Here is a 16759-nt window from a genome sequence, read left to right as displayed (position 1 = left end):
ATTAAGATGAAAATTTCTTTTTCTACAGGTGCCTGCTCTGGTTTCAGCTGGCCTGATGTTTACTCTATGGCCAAGGACTTCGGTTATGACGGAATGGAACTAAGAAGCCACGGCCAGGTTGCTGACATGATGTTCTCAAAACAGTTTTCCGAAAAAAATGTTGACAAGACTCTGTCTGTGCTGCGCGGAGTAAATCTTGAGATTCCATGTGTTTCATCAGGTTGCTGCCTTAAATACAGGGAAAATGAAGAGGCAAACATTGCAGAAGTAAAGGGATTTATCGATCTTGCAGAAAAGGTTTCCTCACCATATGTAAGAGTTCTTGCAGACAAAGCTGCCGGCCCGGTAGACGGTGAGTCAGATGACGATTACGTTGCTGAAATACTTAAGAAACTTGCAGCTTATGCAGCTGAAAAGAGCGTAACTCTTCTCGTAGAGACAAACGGCGTTTATGCAGATACAGCAAGACTCAAGACTCTTATAGACAAGGCTGATTCTCCGAATGTTGCAGTACTCTGGGATATTCACCATCCTTACAGATATTTTAACGAAGCTCCGGAAAAGACCATCGAAAACGTTGGTAAGTTCATCAGACACGTACATGCCAAGGACAGTGTCATGAAGGACGGCAAGATTCAGTTCTGCCTTATGGGCGAAGGTGATCTTCCGCTTGACAGCTTCTGGGAAGAACTCGAAGGGATCGGCTATGACGGCTATATCTCATTTGAATGGGTAACTAAATGGGGCGCAAGCAGCATTTCGGAAGCCGGCATCGTATTTCCTCATTTTGCAGAATACTGCAAGAGATTTGCTGAGAACGAAAGCAAGGAACTTCCGGTCAACAAGGCTGGTACAGGCAAGTACCTCTGGAGAAAGAACAAACTTATTGCCAAGACGTTCCCTGATGTTCTTGACAGAGTCTGCGAAGAATTCCCTGATCAGTACGCTTTCAGATATACAGAACTTGACTACATCAGAACATATCCGCAGTTCCGCGATGATGTAGACCAGTTCGCAAGAACACTTATCGCTCTCGGTGTAAAGAGAGGCGACCATGTTGCTATCTGGGCTACAAACGTTCCGCAGTGGTACATCACATTCTGGGCTACAACAAAGATCGGTGCAGTTCTTGTTACTGTTAACACCGCATATAAAATATATGAAGCTGAATATCTTCTCAAGCAGTCCGATACCCATACACTTGTTATGATCGACGGCTTTAAGGATACAAGCTATACAGAAATCATCAACGGACTCTGTCCTGAACTCAAAACATGTGAACCGGGAAAACTTGAATCCAAGAAGCTTCCTCGTCTTAAAAATATCATTACTGTTGGCGCAAAGATCGACGGTGCATTTACATGGGAAGAAGCAATTGAACTTGCTGATACAGTTCCGCTTTCCGAAGTTGAAAAGATGAGAAGCAAGATCGAATATGATGATGTCTGCAACATGCAGTACACATCCGGTACTACAGGATTTCCTAAGGGCGTTATGCTTACTCACTACAATGTAGTAAACAACGGTAAGGCAATCGGCGACTGCATGGATCTTTCAACTGCTGACAGAATGATGATCCAGGTTCCTATGTTCCACTGCTTCGGCATGGTTCTTGCAATGACAGCGTGTATGACACATGGTTCTACCATGTCACCAATAACTGCTTTCTCACCAAGAAAGTCTCTTGCTTGTATCAATCAGGAAAAGATCACTGCATTCCACGGCGTTCCGACAATGTTTATTGCAATGCTTGGTCACAATGACTTTGAAAAGACTGACTTCTCATACATGAGAACAGGTATCATGGCAGGAAGCCCTTGCCCTATCAAGGTTATGCAGGAAGTCGTTGAAAAAATGCACATGACCGATATCTGTATCACATACGGTCAGACAGAAGCAAGCCCTGGATGTACTATGAGCCAGACTGATGACTCACTTGAAGTTCGTGTAAATACAGTAGGACGCGCAATGTTCGGCGTTGAGTGTAAGATCGTTGATCCTGAAACAGGTGAAGATCTTCCGGACAACACTGACGGCGAATTCGTTGCAAGAGGCTACAACATCATGAAGGGTTACTACAAAATGCCTGAAGCAACTGCAGCTGCTATCGACGCAGACGGCTGGCTCCACACAGGCGACCTTGCAAGAAGAACACCTGAAGGATATTACAAGATCACTGGCCGAATCAAGGATATGATCATCCGCGGCGGTGAAAACATTTACCCTAAGGAAATAGAAGACTTTATCTACACTCATCCGAAGGTAAAGGATGTTCAGGTAATCGGTGTTCCTGACAAGGCTTACGGTGAAGAGATCATGGCTTGTATCATTCTTAAGGAAGGCGAAACTTCCACACAGGATGAAATCAAGGATTATGTTCTTGCAAATATGGCTAAGCACAAGGTTCCGAAGTACGTTGACTTTGTTGATTCATTCCCAATGAATGCTGCCGGCAAGATCCTCAAGTACAAGATGAGAGAAAATGCAGTCGAAAAGCTTAAACTGCAGGAAGATAACAGCATCGTAACAGCGTAATTTTATAAGAAATCAATGGATGTTTAAAAAACATTCCGTAAAACAGATCATCACAGTCGGTTTCAAAATAACCGGCTGTGATGATTTTTTTTATAGTATTAAGGAATAGTATGAACTCCTGTTTTTATGCAGAAAAAAGTACCGGAAGGTTAAGCGACGAAGGTTAACCATCCGGCAATAAAAAAACAGACCAGAGGCCTGTTTCAATTTCATTATTCGTTTCAGCGACTGACCGTCGAAAACTGTATGTAACTTTACACGTTTAAACCGTTCCGTTTGATCATTCAATTATTACAGCCTGCTTTTCAAGCTGATTATATATCATTTCAAAACGGTCTCTGTTATATTTCATCATGCCTTTTAAAGGATCTGCAGCGATTACAGTGTTGTCTGATTTGTCGTATCCGCAGATGACCATGCAGTGTTCATTGTTGTACCACTGAACTGAAGAACCGTTGTTATCGTAGTATGCGTCGGTGAGCTGCACGTCCATCAGATTCATACTTGACCAGACGATAACCGGAATGTCCTTGTCTATGTATTCAAACAAATCATTGAAATCAGTTCCGCTTATGTCCCAGGCTGTGATTTCCATGGTTCTTTGTATGAGATATTTCTGCGCTGCTTCAACAATAACAGGAGCGTAACAACCGTAGCCGTCTTCAGAAGCAGGATTACCGATGAATGCCTTGTCAAATCCGGTGCTTCCGAGAGATGCGGTTGTCAGATAGTTTTTTGCAAGCTCCGTTTTTGAAACGTTATATCCCATGTAATTCAGAACGGTTGTAAGAGCAGTTATTTCACATCCGGTTGGCAGTTCCGGATTCTGCATAACACAGTTCAGACTGATCCTGTGTCCTGTTTTATCGCTGGATTCAACTGCTTTTTCTGTTTTGTAATTATAATCCAGTTTTTGGATTGATGCTTCCGGACTGTCATAGCATTCCGCCAGTTCGACCGGAACAATTGTATTTGTGAATTCATCGTCAAAAAGGTTTTCGTTTTTTCCCGCTGAACACGAAGTTAGTCCCAGCAGAAGCGAACCAGCCACGATGAATGGTGTTATTCTGTATTTCAAGTAATTTACTTCCTCTAATTCAAATTTATATTTCTATTATAATAAAAATTAAGATTTTGTCAATATACAAGATTGATAAAAATTTTTGCCTGATATTGTATGAATAACCGCAGATATATTCTTTTTACAGTGTATACAGTTCTTCGAACATATGGTTACACTGATCTGATAAGGCTTGTACAGAATGACCGGAAAAACCATTATGTGCCGAAAATACAGGAGTAAAGCATTTTAAATAAAATATTTGCTGGACATTTCCTGTTTTATGTGCTATACTAATACTTGTGTGCTGATCAACTGATCAGCATTTGATAATCTGATGACCCATAATTATGAAACGGGGAAAAGGTGCATTATGAATTATAAAACATTTGGAAAAATGCTGATTGCAGCTGCTGTTTTTTCTGCAGCACTGGTTTCAGTATCATCATCTGATGAAACTAAAGATGAAAGTGTTTATGCTGATACAGTATACACGTACACTACGGTTGATCTTATCAGATTAAGACAATGCTTTATGGGATCGCTCAGGCTTGAACCGTCTGAGTTCGAAAAATTTGACTTTAATCATGATGGAGTTATCAATCTTCAGGACATGAGTTTAGCGTCTGTTCTTCTGAAACAGGAGATCACACTGCCGGCGGTAACGACAACTGAAACTGTTACGGAACTTCCGGAAATTACTATGCCGGTAACAACTGCACGATACGAAGGACCTGCTCAGGAAATACCTTTCGCGACTGTTATTGAACCGGAAAAACCGGTCACAGTTGCTGCCGGAGTTACTACTGTAACTACCACTGAGGCAACTACCACAACTGAAGCAACAACTACAACTGAAGCAACAACTACAACTGAAGCAACAACTACAACTGAAGCGACTACTACAACTGAAGCAACAACTACAACTGTGACTACTACAGAGGCTCCTGTTACTACAACTGTCACAACTGCAGCGGAAACTCCGGTAACTACAGAGGAACTCCCGTCTTCCGGCGAGCCGGTCAGGGTTGAAGTTGACAGCATTCTCCAGCTTCCTGAACTTCCTAAGGGAAGTGAGGTAACTGCGCTTTCCATGCTTCTTAATCATTACGGTTTCAGTGCAGATAAAATGCTGCTTGCTGATCTTATGCCGAAGTTTAATTTCTATATTATCGAAGATGTGCTTTACGGCGGTGACTTTATAAATACCTATCCGGGCAATCCTGCAAGTGCTGTTTCAGGATGCGGATGCTACGCTCCTTGCATGGTTAAAACAGCCGATAATTATTTCAAGCAGATAGGTAATGAAAACTTCAGACTGACAGATCTGACCGGTACTGATTTTGAAACACTTCTTACGTATATTGATTCAGGAAGACCTGTTATGGTCTGGGCAACTTACGATATGATCGAACCTGAATATTCAAAATCATGGATAACCCCTGACGGCAGACATGTTCAGTGGAACGATAATGAACACTGCTTCGTTCTCACAGGATATGACAAAGCTGCAAACAGGGTTTATGTAAATGATCCTCAGAAGGGTAAGGTTACCTACAGCCTGAGTGTATTCAGATTCCGTTATAATCAGATGGGCAAATATGCTGCAGTTCTTTCAGGCGGCGATATAAAGGAAGTTACTCCGCCTCCGGCTGTTTCTCAGCCGTCAGAAGTTTCTGGCTGTAAATATAAAGTCGGCGATGAAGTTGAATATTCCGGACTGGTATATTATTCAGCTAACGGAGGCAAGTCAGTTGAGGTTGATGGCACTTACGAGATAACCGAGATACTCGAAGACGATACAAAACCTTACAGAATCAGACTTGGTACAGCAGGCTGGGTTCCTATAGACTTTAAGTAATACTTTTCATAAATAACAGAAAATGCTGTGGTGATTATAGTCATCACAGCATTTTTTTACTGAGATTTCATAATTTTTATTTTGTTTTCCTAAAATTTTCTTAGAAAACTATTGACGTATGTGGAAGTATATGTTATAATACAAATATGCCCAAGGTAATTCATGTTATTTGAGGAGAACACTATGAAAAATTCTAAAATTGACATTAAAAAAGCTTCACGTGCTTCAGTATCCATTCTTCTTTCATTTGCAATGCTTCCGATTTATACTTTCGGTGCAGCGGTAACTGATGCAGTCAGAATATCATCAGCCAGAACAATGGCAGCCGGTGCTGCTGACCTTGCTTCAGATGCAGGTCTTTCAGATTTTAACGGAGTGCTGAAAGATGTTTACGGTTTGTTTGCCATGTCGTCAACTGAACAGGAACTTCAGACAAATCTGAGTGATTACTTTTACAGAACGATCAACAACACAGCACTGACTGAAGAAGACGCACAGAGCAGAAAGTATATTTCATCACTTGCTGACATTTTCTCAGACCCTTCAAAAGCTGATTTTAAAAATCTGATATCACTTAATACTGAATCATTCAAAGCTGAGTACACAGAAGGTGCTGTACTGGCTAACCCTGAAGTAATGAAGAGCCAGATAGCAGAGTATATGAAATACTCAGGACCGCTTAAAATGAGCAGCGGTATTCTTAACAAGATCGGTGTTTTTAAGGATTTCAACAAGCAGAACAAAGCGATCACAGCAAAGATCGAATATGACAAGAGCCTTGAAAAGATCAATAAAAACTGTGCTTCTGTATGGAAGAGTGCATCTGAATACAACAGCTTTATCACGTCCGGCACATTTTCCGGTTCAGTAAATGCTTCTGAAAACGAAAAGCGTGTAAGAGATATTTATAAAAAATGCAGTATCGATCATGTATATGTTCAGATATTCTGAAGATACCCACATTAATACTGACAAACATGCTGAAAAGGATATAAAGGATACTGCTTCGGCTGAAAAGAAATCCGTTTATGATGTCGTACGTGAAAAGCTTAGCGGTTATATCGCAGCAGACGATGGTACTGATTCCGGCTTCATGAGCGAGATCAGAAACATTGCTGCTTCATCTGATTTTGACCACGTAAGAGGGATCCATGGCAAATCTGCTGAACTTGATAAGGTCAAAACATACTGCGATATATATAATAAGCAGTACGACAAGCTTTCTGACGCTGAAAAAAAATCAGACAAGTCATTTTATGACCGCGTTTGCAGTCTGAGTAGTCTTATGGACAAGACTGCTTCTGATGCCCGTTTCATCCGTGATGCATGGAAAACCCATGCCAATGCATACTGCGGTAATGCAGCTGATGTTCTTTCAGATTTCTGCACTTCAGCTGATGAAGCAATAGCATACCTCGAAGACACCAAGAACGGTCTTGAAGATATTGTACGTGCAATCGATTCTGCGGAAAAGGCAGGTCAGAACTGGAAGACAGCTATCTCAGCCCTGTCAGAAGGCGATGTGAAAACATCAATGCAGAACGAGTACAACAATGATGTAAAGGCACTTAACAAATCCGATATAAGCGATTACCTTGCAGTTACTGAAAAGAATCTTGACGCTTTCAGAAACTTAAGAAGTTTTGCTGAAGGACTTAAATTCCATGGTGAGACAGTCTGCCAGTACATCGATTATACTTCTGTATTTGCCCCTGTGCTCTGTGACCGTGCAGTTTACAGCCAGAATGATACACCAGGCGCAGCTGATGAGGAAGTGTCTTCTGAACTTGTTTCAACTGTGAAACTTGGAAATGAAAGCTATTCAGAACAGGGAAGCAGCTATAAGTTTTATAAATATCTTAACGATAATTACGGAAACACAGCAGTCGCTCAGACAAACAGAAAGTCAGCAAAGGAACTTTTAAAGACAATGAAGGATCTCGGAGATCCTTCAAAGATCACCCAGAACATGCCTTCTTCTGCTAAGACTGATCTCCGCTCGAAAATTTCTGATGAAAAGCTTAATGCGATCAGCGCTTATCTTGCAGTTCCTGATGCGGGTGAAAGCTTTACAGCTGCAGGCGGTGACACTGATGCAGAACAGGCTCTGGAAAACAGTGAGACTCTTCAGGAAAACACAGGAGCATTCTTAAGCAGGATAGGTGATCTGGCCGGTGAAAGCGTGGAAGATCTTCTTTTAAGCGAATATATCATGCAGATGTTCAGCTGTTATACATCAGAGACTGAATGCAGCGGAGGCAAAGTGAACACAATAACACCGCAGATGATGTCAGGTGTTCAGATGAACGAACAGAACAACGTTTTCTATCGTTCAGAAGCCGAGTATATTCTGTGGGGAAATGAGGACATGGAAAAGAATCTCGCCTATACAAGAGCACTCATTTTCGGTACAAGATTCTCACTCAACAGCGTTTATGCATTTACCGATTCCGAGATACGCACGGTTACAACCACTGCAGCGACAGCCATAGCAGGATGGACAGGATTCGGTATTCCGGTAGTTAAGACTGTACTCATTCTTTCCCTTGCTCTCTCAGAGTCTGTGATTGATCTCAACACACTTCTCGCAGGCGGTGAGGTACCGGTATACAAGAATTCATCTACATGGAATATGAAGCCGTCAGGCATTGTAAATGCACTTAAGAATAATTCCGGTGAAATCGTTAAGGTGGCATCAGCGAAGGCAGGAAAACAGGTGGAGGATATTTTCGGTAAGATAGAAGGTGCTGCTGAAAACGGTGTTGATGAACTTACTAAAACAGTTAATTCCTATGTTGACGAGTTTGCCGAAGAAACAATTGATTCCGCAGTCAATGCCGTGAACAATGTAGTGTTTGCCACAGCTCTTTCTGTTATTGACGAAGCAGGACAGGGTATGAGCCAGGAAAATGTAAAGAAACTGCTTCTTAAGAATCTCGAATCTATCGATTCTTCAGGAAATGATCTCGGTTCGGCTGCTGTTTCAGAATTAAAGAAACTTGCAGAAGCGAAGGCTGACGAATTTGCCGGAATGATCTGCAGTGCATCAGCATCATCTGTCGGTGCTGCAAAAGAAAAAGTCGAACAGATAAAAGCTGAAACAGCTGAAAAGATCAAAGCATCTGTAGAATCCCTTAAGGCACCTGTGAAGAATACTGTTGACAGTGTCGGAAAGTCTGTAAAGGAAATCGCAAAGAACGGTATCGGAGCAGCAGGCGAATGTGCAGGAGATTATGCGAAGGATCTTGTTGGAAATCTGGCAACAGGCGCTACAACAGCACTCACAGACAAGTTCGGTAATGTAAACATAAATGCATCAAAGAAGGCTCCTTCAGCAGCAAGTGCAATAACACTTACCTACAAGGAATACTTAAGGATTTTCCTTATGCTCGGAACAATGTCACAGGAAAAGGAACGCGCAATGCTTTCCAGAACAGCTATCCTGATCGATGTTAATATGAACAATGGCTTAAAGAACGCATCTGCAAAGGGATATACCCTTACACCGTCAGGCAGCTTTGACATCAGCAAGGCAGCTTCAATGGTGACAGTAGATGCTGATGTATCAGTAAACACGATCCTTCCTGGTATTATCATTCCGAATTCAGTATCAGGAAACAGCAGCACATCAAATAACGGTATTACAGACAGAACAAAAAATATATCTGTAAGAACAGTTCTCAGTTACTGATCCTACAGTATATTTGACCTGAACAGGTACAGAGACAGAGTGCTTTGTGCCTGTTTTTTTCTTGTATTTATCTGTTGAATAGTGTATAATATTTATATCTGTAATAGTGCAGTAGCACGATCAATAATAAGGAAAAAAGGGGAAAATACAATGATAAATATGAGAAATCTTGAAATTGGAAATTTGTTTGGATTCGGAACTTTAACAGATACAAATAATCAGAAAAGAAGACTGGTCTGGAGAGTCATCGAAAAAGATGATGATAAATTATTTGCTTTATCATATTACATTGTTGATTTTGATACATATAATAACAAGCAGGACAGGAACTGGGAGATAAGCAGAGTCAGAAACTCTCTGAACAGCCAGTTTTACGATAATGCTTTTAATGATGAAGAGAAAAAGTGCATTTTGACTGTCAAAAAAGACAACGTCACTCTGCTAACAAAAAAACAAGCTGAAACTCTAGTATCGTTCAATGACAGAAAAAGCAATCGTGACTGGTGGCTTCGCACTCCATATTCTACACTGTCCAATACATTTGTTTGTTCGGTTTATAAAGAAGGAAATATTGGTTATGATTACTGTAATTCTTTGGGCGGAGTCAGACCGGCGATATATATTGATCTGAAAGCATTTGATCAGGTTGCCGGAGATGATGATAAAGAAGATTATACGATTGAAAACGGCGTTCTGACCCGTGTTGGAAAATACGTGGAAGAAGCAGTTATACCTCAGGATGTTCATACTATAAAGTTTAACGCATTCGGCGGATGCAGTATGCTTATGAAGGTCACACTTCCTGATACACTTAAGAAAGTTTACGGAGGCATGTTTTTCTATTGCAGAAACATGGAAACGATATGCTTCAAAGGGACTGAGATCGAACTTAATGAATTGAAAGACCCTGAACAGGATCTTGACAATATTCTGAATATGCTTATTAACGATGATTTCACTATAGATTTTGACTTTACAGTGAAGTTTACGTATATTGTGGACTATTATCTTGCCGGAAATAACGCAGAAGCTGAAAAGCTGATCGGAAAAGAGTTTATCAAAATTGCGGGTGCCTTTATTAAAGCTGGTTATTTCAGAAGACTTGAGCAGCTTATAGGCAAAGGTAAATTCCTCACTGCGAGAAATATCAATAAGATTATTGAAGCAGCACTCGATAAAAAAGCCTTTGGTATTGTTCTGCTGCTGTTAGAAAACAAAGAAAAACTAAGTGGATTCAAATATGATGAGATAGAAAAGTTTCTTAAAAAAGCAGCCGGAGATCCGGAAGTTACTGCAAAGATACTTGAATACAGAGATAAATATTTTTCAGATGATGCGATTGAACAGATAAAAACAGAAAAATACGAAAAAGCAAATGGGATCGTCGAGCGTACAGAAAAAGAATGGAAAGAGATTTTCAGTTTCAAAGTTACTGACGGATGTGTAACGATCAGAAGATACAAGGGTGAAGACACAGATGTTGTCGTACCGGACATGATTGGCAAGAATCCTGTAACAGTTATTGGAGAATATGCTTTTTCCCCAGAGAAAAAGGGAACGAAAAAAGAAGAAAAAGAACGTTTCAGAAATATTTCTTCTGTTTCGCTTGGAAAGAATATAAAGGAAATCGGTCAATTTGCTTTTGATGGATGTACTTCTCTTAAGAATATTGATATGCCTGATAGTGTGTCTCAAATTGGCTGGGGAGCATTCAGTGGCTGTTCTACTCTTGAAAAGATGGTTTTCCCGGAAAGTCTCACTTCTATAGAATATGCCGTTCTGCGCGATTGTCCTCTTATAGAAGAAATAACGTTACCGAATGGAGTTACCAAGATAGGTCAGAATGCTTTTGAAGGAGATATAGGTCTGAAAAAAGTAGTTCTTAATGACGGATTAAAAAAAATCGATCATTATGCCTTCAGAAAGTGCAGTAGTCTTACAGAAATTATAATACCTGAAGGTGCTGAGTTTCTTGGTTATGCTGTGTTTGGTGAATGTACTGCTTTGGAAAAAATAGTTGTTCCGGAGAGCGTTACAAGCATATATAAGGGCTGCTTTAATAAAACCAAATGGCTCGAAGATATTATAAGTAAAAACGGAATAGCCGTGATCAATAATATTCTGGTTGAAGGAAGCGCAGCAAGGAAATAACCGAAGTTGTTATTCCTGAAGGCGTAACTACGATATGTTGGGATGCATTTAATAGCGGAAAACTTCAGAAGGTTACTTTTCCGGATAGTATTGTAACTATTGAAATGTATGCATTTGGGGATAATTACAATTTAACAGAGATCATTCTTCCTGCAGGTGCAATAGATGTTTCTGATTATGCATATCATGGTTGCAGGAGATTAAGCAGAATAGTTATAGGTGGTAAAGAAGCTGACTTGTCAAAGTTCAAGATCTGATGACCTTGTCAAAGGTGCATTTTTCTACGAAAAATGAATTGAAATTTTCCAGTCTCCGACTGGAAAATCACCACGATACACGAAGGGAGAACAAAATGAGCATAGTTTATTGTCAAGCTTCAAAAGATGATATTGATGAACTGATCCGTTTAAGGATCGCGTATATGATTGATGATTTCGGAAGTGTCAGTGAACATGAAAGTGAATGTATGAGAAAACAGCTTCCGGATTATTTTAACAGAAAACTCGGAGATGAACTTGTTGCATTTACGGCGAAAGATGATGGAAGAATGGTAGCCGTAGCATATCTTCATATCATTGAGATGCCTGCAAATTCGATCCTTCTTAACGGCTTGTATGGTGAAGTGCTGAGTGTCTTTACTGAACCGGAATACCGCGGAAAAGGTATATGCACTCAGCTGATCAGAAACCTTGTGGAATACGGCAGAAACCGTGGCCTGGGAAGAATTGATCTGAGTGCAACGAAGGAAGGATATCCTATCTATAAGAAGGTTGGATTCGAGGATAAGGAACACCGTTATACGGATATGAGATATAAATTCTAAAAAGGTGCATTTTCAAGTCAGTGACTGGTAAATCATTTCGGGAGGAGACAATTATGGGATGGATCATTGTAACGGCAGTTGTTATTGCTGCGGCTTTTATTTTATGTGCATTATATGTTAAACAGATAGCAAAGCATAATTTCAGATGCAAAGAGTGTTCAAAAGAATTCACTGTAAACTGGAGAACAATCCTTTTTTCTCAGCATTATGAGAATGAGTATGAGATCAAATGTCCTCACTGCGGTCATAAAGGATGTACTGAAATATCTGAGAAAAACGCATAGAGATATACGGAGGTAGAACAAATGATAATTGAAACAGAACGACTTATACTGCGCCGCTGGGAGGACAGCGATGCAGATGATATGTACGAATATGCAAAAGATCTGGATGTCGGTCCGATAGCCGGGTGGCCAGCACATAAGGATGTCGATGAAAGCCGTTACGTTATAAGAGAAGTTTTAAACGGTAAAGAAGCATATGCCATCTGCCTTAAGGAAGATAACAAAGCTATAGGTGCTATCGAACTGAAACTGAACGGCCACAGCGACATGACCGACCGTGATGATGAATGCGAGCTTGGCTACTGGCTCGGTAAGCCTTTCTGGGGTCGTGGAATTGTACCGGAGGCAGGAATGGAACTGCTTCGTCGTGCTTTCGAAGACCTTGGTATGACAAAGGTCTGGTGCGGATACTACGACGGAAATATCAAATCAAAACGCGCGCAGGAAAAGTGCGGCTTCCGTTATCAGTTTACATCAGAAAATCTTGATGTGCCGCTTCTCAATGAAAAGAGGACCGGCCACGCAAGCAGCATCACAAAGGATCAGTGGCAGTGGGATATGATGTATAACGCTGCAGTTTCGGTACGTAATGAACGACGCATTTCAGATTACGTAACATGCGGGGAAGTATCTGCAGCTGTTATGTCGTCATCTGGAAAAATATATACTGGTGTATGTATCGATACATGTTCCACTCTCGGAATATGTGCAGAACGAAATGCTATTTTCAATATGATAACCAATGGTGAACAGGAGATCATAAAGGTGATTGCTGTTCTGCCTGACGGCACAAGCGGTGCTCCATGTGGAGCATGCCGTGAACTGATGGTTCAGCTTATGCCGGGAAGATATAAGGATATCGAAATAATGATGGATTATAAGCAGGAGAAAGTGATCACGCTTGGTGAACTGACACCTGAGTGGTGGATAAAGTGATAATAAAGGAGCATTTTTCGAAGAAAAATGAATTGAAATTTTCCAGTCGGAGACTGGAAAATCACCGCGGGATTTATGGAGGCACGAGCAAATGATAATCGTTCCGTACAGAGAAATATACAAACAAAGTGTATTTGAATTCACTGATATCTGTTTCGAAGAACTGGATAAAACATTCGAACCGGCTGGAAGACACAGTTTCTATAATGATATTGAGAAGTCATTTGAAGTGTTTTACTGTGTTGTTAATGAAGAGAATAACGACAATAAAGTACTTGGAACGGTTGGCTTAAAAGAGATAAATAACGACACTGTGGAACTGAAAGCCTTTTATCTTCACAAAGATTTAAGAGGGAAAGGCCTTGGAAAAAGAATGCTTGAAACAGTGATTTCAAAAGCCGGGGAACTTGGGTACAGATCAATTGTTCTGGATTCCATTTCAAAGTATAAAGCCGCGCAGAGATTATATGAAAAGGCCGGTTTTGTGAATACGGAAAGATATAATGATAATCAGTACGCAGATGTATTCATGAAACTTGAATTATAATTTGTTTTTCGAAGAAAAAACACATAAATTATGAAATGAGGTTATTACAAATGGATTTAAAAGAAAGAGCAGAAAAAGCAGTTGAACTTAAAGCAACAGGATACACCTGCGCACAGGCAGTTTCAATAGCACTTGCTGATCAGACGAATCTTGCAGAAGAACAGTTAAGACAGATCGCAGCTGGCTTCGGTGCCGGTATGGGAAATCTCGAAGCTACATGCGGAGCACTTGTAGGTGCAGTTATGATAGCAGGTATGAAAACAAAAGGTAAAGGAACGATAAAGCCGGCACGTATGATACAGGAAACTTTCAGAGAAAGATGCGGAGCAATAAAGTGCAGGGATCTGAAGACGATCACTTACGGAAAACCGCTTTGTTCATGTGAGGAATGTGTCAGAAACGCTGTACTTGTATATGGCGAGATACTTGGATTGAAATAACGCGCTCAGCGACGCATAAAAGGAGAAACGAGAAGAAAGGATAAAGGGGATAGGAAAAATATGAACAACATAGCATCCACAGGATGGGATCTTATCGAGCGGGAATTTCTCAGAATTTATCCCGGTCAGAATGATCCGCTGCATTTTGCGGCTATGATAAAATGGCGTTTCGGCGGAAATGATCCGCTTGACGGAATAAGCATTTATGAAGGAAAAGACTACTGGCACTTCGTAACGTTTGGCCTTTCGGAACTGTATGAAAAAGTATCCGATAATCATGAATTAAGCGGATACGGCTATGAAATGACATTCAAGCTTAAGAAGGATAACTACGATGATCTTAACAAGGAAATAAGATGTGTCTGTCAGATTCTTCAGACTTTAGCACGTATTACATTTCAGAAAGGTGTAGTTTTCGGACCGAATGAATTTATCCGCACCGGTCAGACGGTCGGCATAGATTCAAAGGGAGAGTCAGATATCAGAGGATTTATCTGTATTTCAGATCCTTCCGTTAATACAATCGATACACCAAACGGAAAAGTTGCATTTATTGAAATGGTCGGCATGACGGAAGATGAACTGCTTTCTCTTTCGACTCGTGATTCAGTGAAAAAAATCTATTCAAAACTCGGAAGCGATATTACCGATTATAAAAGAAAATCCGTATTGCTGAACATTCCGGCTGAAAGAACGGTTCCTGATATAACATCAGTATCTTCTTCTGTGAGTACTCCGGTAACAAAATCTGAAACATCTCCTGAAGAAAAACCTGAACAGAAAACAGTGTCTTCAACTGAACAGGATAAGAGTAAAGATGATCATTCTTCATTAAGGTTGGATACTGTTCAGAGAATAAAGCCGGAAGGCGCTAAGCATTACCTGAAAGGTGAGCGGACAGATATCACCGACTGTGATGAGGTGAGAATAAGCCTTAAATATGACAGTGCCGAAGCTGGAGCAGATCCGGATGTATATGCATTTATGCTGCGTGAAAACGGGAAAGCCGAACGTGATGAGGATCTTGTATTTTTCGGCAGCAAACTGTCACCGGACGGAGCGGTCGAAGATCTTTCTGAGAATAGCGGTCATACCGTGTCATTTAAACCGGCGCTGTTGTCGCTAGATATTTATCATGTCCTTGTATGTTTCTCGGTATACGGGGATGATGAAAAGATGAATTTCAGCAAGATCAAAAATCCTGCGGCGGTTATAGATTTGTTCGGATTCGGAGGGTCAGGAGAATTTAAACTTGAACTGAGTTCGGAAAAGACGGTTGAAGTTGTAGAATTCTATCGCCACAATGATCGCATAAAAATGAAAACAATCGGGTCCGGATATTTTACCGGAATAGAAAAGCTGTGCGAGAAACTTGGGATTGAAACTCAATAAAGCGCAGAGAGTTTAAGAATCTTAGTGTCAGTAAATTTAAATATATGTGAAAAAAGCCGAAATGATATTGACAAACTATATGATTTTTGATTATAATTATAGTAAACGATAAAAGTCTTGAATTAGACTTTTCCGAATATATTATGATATAGTTCAGGGGAATCATGCACAGTTCGTGAAAGAGGGGATTTTATGAGCGGACGGAGAGCGTTTAAACTCGCGGCAGGATTTTGTACTGCCGCGGTTTTGGTATTTGCAGGTGTATTTGTATACAGAAATACTGAAAATAAGAAAGATACACAGGATGACAGATCGCTCGACCTGGTTCTGGAATCTAATGAGCTTATTATTGGTCTTGATACCGAATTTCCTCCTATGGGATTTGTCAATGAATCAGGTGAAATAGTCGGGTTTGATATTGATCTTGCTCAAGAAGTATGTGACCGGCTTGGCGTTGAACTTGTAAAGCAGCCTATTGACTGGGATTATAAGGAAGAATATCTTTACACCGGAGCGATTGACTGCATATGGAACGGATTTTCCGTTACACCGGAACGAGCAGCGGAAATGAATCTTTCTGATCCGTATTTGAAAAATACCCTTATTTTCGTTGTTACGGAACAAAGCACCATAAAGAATATGAGTGACTTAAAAGGAAAAACTGTCGGGGTACAGTCCGGTTCATCGGCTAAAGAAGCGCTGGAAGAATCGTATCTGGCTTCGGATATCAATATAAGATTTTTTGATGACAATCTTGAAATGACTAATGAACTTAAGAATAACGGTATTGATGCAGCGTTTTTTGATTCTATTATGGCGTACTATTTTCTTTTATCAGACAATGAGCAGTATTATGTTCTTCCGGACAGCCTCGGTGAAGAAGAAATCGCTGTTGCGTTCAGAAATGATGATTATTCACTCAGGAACAAAGTTCAGGAGATACTCTATGAAATGAAGTCAGACGGAACACTTGCAGAGATATCAAAAAAAATGGTTCGGCTGTGATATAACAATAGTAAGATAATTACAGCAAACAAGA

At 40.5% G+C, this 16759-nt stretch carries 13 protein-coding genes and 1 pseudogene; 13 read left to right on the top strand and 1 reads right to left on the bottom strand.

Features of this window, described 5'->3' with window-relative positions:
• The first annotated feature begins 6 nt into the window (after window positions 1-6).
• Entirely contained in the window at window positions 7-2535 is a 2529-nt protein-coding gene (locus tag CC97_RS01285) for an AMP-binding protein (protein ID WP_044973368.1), read from the top strand.
• A gap of 280 nt (window positions 2536-2815) precedes the next feature.
• Here the strand turns inward: CC97_RS01285 and CC97_RS01280 are convergent, their stop codons facing one another.
• Window positions 2816-3613, bottom strand: a complete 798-nt coding sequence (locus CC97_RS01280; RefSeq protein ID WP_049962602.1) for a C39 family peptidase — start codon at window positions 3611-3613, stop codon at window positions 2816-2818.
• Window positions 3614-3968: 355 nt separating this feature from the next.
• Between CC97_RS01280 and CC97_RS18405 the strand changes: the two genes are divergently transcribed.
• The 12 genes and pseudogenes from CC97_RS18405 (at window position 3969) to CC97_RS01225 (ending at window position 16725) form a co-directional block, all read left to right on the top strand.
• A complete protein-coding gene (locus tag CC97_RS18405; RefSeq protein WP_049962601.1) occupies window positions 3969-5456 on the top strand; it encodes a C39 family peptidase in 1488 nt (495 codons plus the stop codon).
• 183 nt (window positions 5457-5639) lie between these two features.
• Window positions 5640-6407 carry a Tad domain-containing protein gene (locus CC97_RS01270; RefSeq protein ID WP_044973365.1) on the top strand — a complete coding sequence of 256 codons (768 nt, stop codon included), beginning with the start codon at window positions 5640-5642 and terminating at the stop codon, window positions 6405-6407.
• The gene (locus CC97_RS01265) at window positions 6385-9147 is read left to right on the top strand and encodes a DUF5702 domain-containing protein (RefSeq protein WP_044973363.1); all 2763 of its coding nucleotides are present in this window, start codon (window positions 6385-6387) and stop codon (window positions 9145-9147) included. Before CC97_RS01270 ends, CC97_RS01265 begins: the two co-directional genes overlap by 23 nt.
• 150 nt (window positions 9148-9297) lie before the next feature.
• Entirely contained in the window at window positions 9298-11298 is a 2001-nt protein-coding gene (locus CC97_RS01260; protein WP_044973362.1) for a leucine-rich repeat protein, read from the top strand.
• A 352-nt stretch (window positions 11299-11650) separates the two neighbouring features.
• On the top strand, window positions 11651-12121 hold the full coding sequence (locus CC97_RS01255; RefSeq protein WP_044973361.1) for a GNAT family N-acetyltransferase: 471 nt from the start codon (window positions 11651-11653) through the stop codon (window positions 12119-12121).
• A gap of 53 nt (window positions 12122-12174) precedes the next feature.
• Window positions 12175-12405: a hypothetical protein gene (locus CC97_RS01250; RefSeq protein ID WP_044973359.1), complete on the top strand. Its 231-nt coding sequence runs from the start codon at window positions 12175-12177 to the stop codon at window positions 12403-12405.
• 21 nt (window positions 12406-12426) lie between these two features.
• Window positions 12427-12855 (top strand): annotated as a pseudogene (locus CC97_RS20750) (GNAT family N-acetyltransferase); the annotation flags it as partial.
• Window positions 12856-12963: 108 nt separating this feature from the next.
• Complete coding sequence (locus CC97_RS20745; protein WP_242848115.1) at window positions 12964-13341, top strand: cytidine deaminase; 378 nt, start codon at window positions 12964-12966, stop codon at window positions 13339-13341.
• 91 nt (window positions 13342-13432) lie between these two features.
• Window positions 13433-13888, top strand: coding sequence for a GNAT family N-acetyltransferase (locus tag CC97_RS01240; RefSeq protein WP_049962600.1), 456 nt, complete (start codon window positions 13433-13435; stop codon window positions 13886-13888).
• Between the two features lie 50 nt (window positions 13889-13938).
• Window positions 13939-14328 carry a C-GCAxxG-C-C family protein gene (locus tag CC97_RS01235; protein WP_044973357.1) on the top strand — a complete coding sequence of 130 codons (390 nt, stop codon included), beginning with the start codon at window positions 13939-13941 and terminating at the stop codon, window positions 14326-14328.
• Between the two features lie 60 nt (window positions 14329-14388).
• Window positions 14389-15720, top strand: a complete 1332-nt coding sequence (locus CC97_RS19400; protein ID WP_081849927.1) for a suppressor of fused domain protein — start codon at window positions 14389-14391, stop codon at window positions 15718-15720.
• Window positions 15721-15912: 192 nt separating this feature from the next.
• On the top strand, window positions 15913-16725 hold the full coding sequence (locus tag CC97_RS01225; protein WP_049962599.1) for an amino acid ABC transporter substrate-binding protein: 813 nt from the start codon (window positions 15913-15915) through the stop codon (window positions 16723-16725).
• The last annotated feature ends 34 nt before the right edge of the window (window positions 16726-16759 follow it).

The organism is Ruminococcus sp. HUN007 (assembly GCF_000712055.1).
GTDB lineage: Bacteria > Bacillota > Clostridia > Oscillospirales > Ruminococcaceae > HUN007.
The sequence above is the reverse complement of the archived record's forward strand: the minus strand, read 5'-3'. Positions and strand labels throughout refer to the sequence as shown.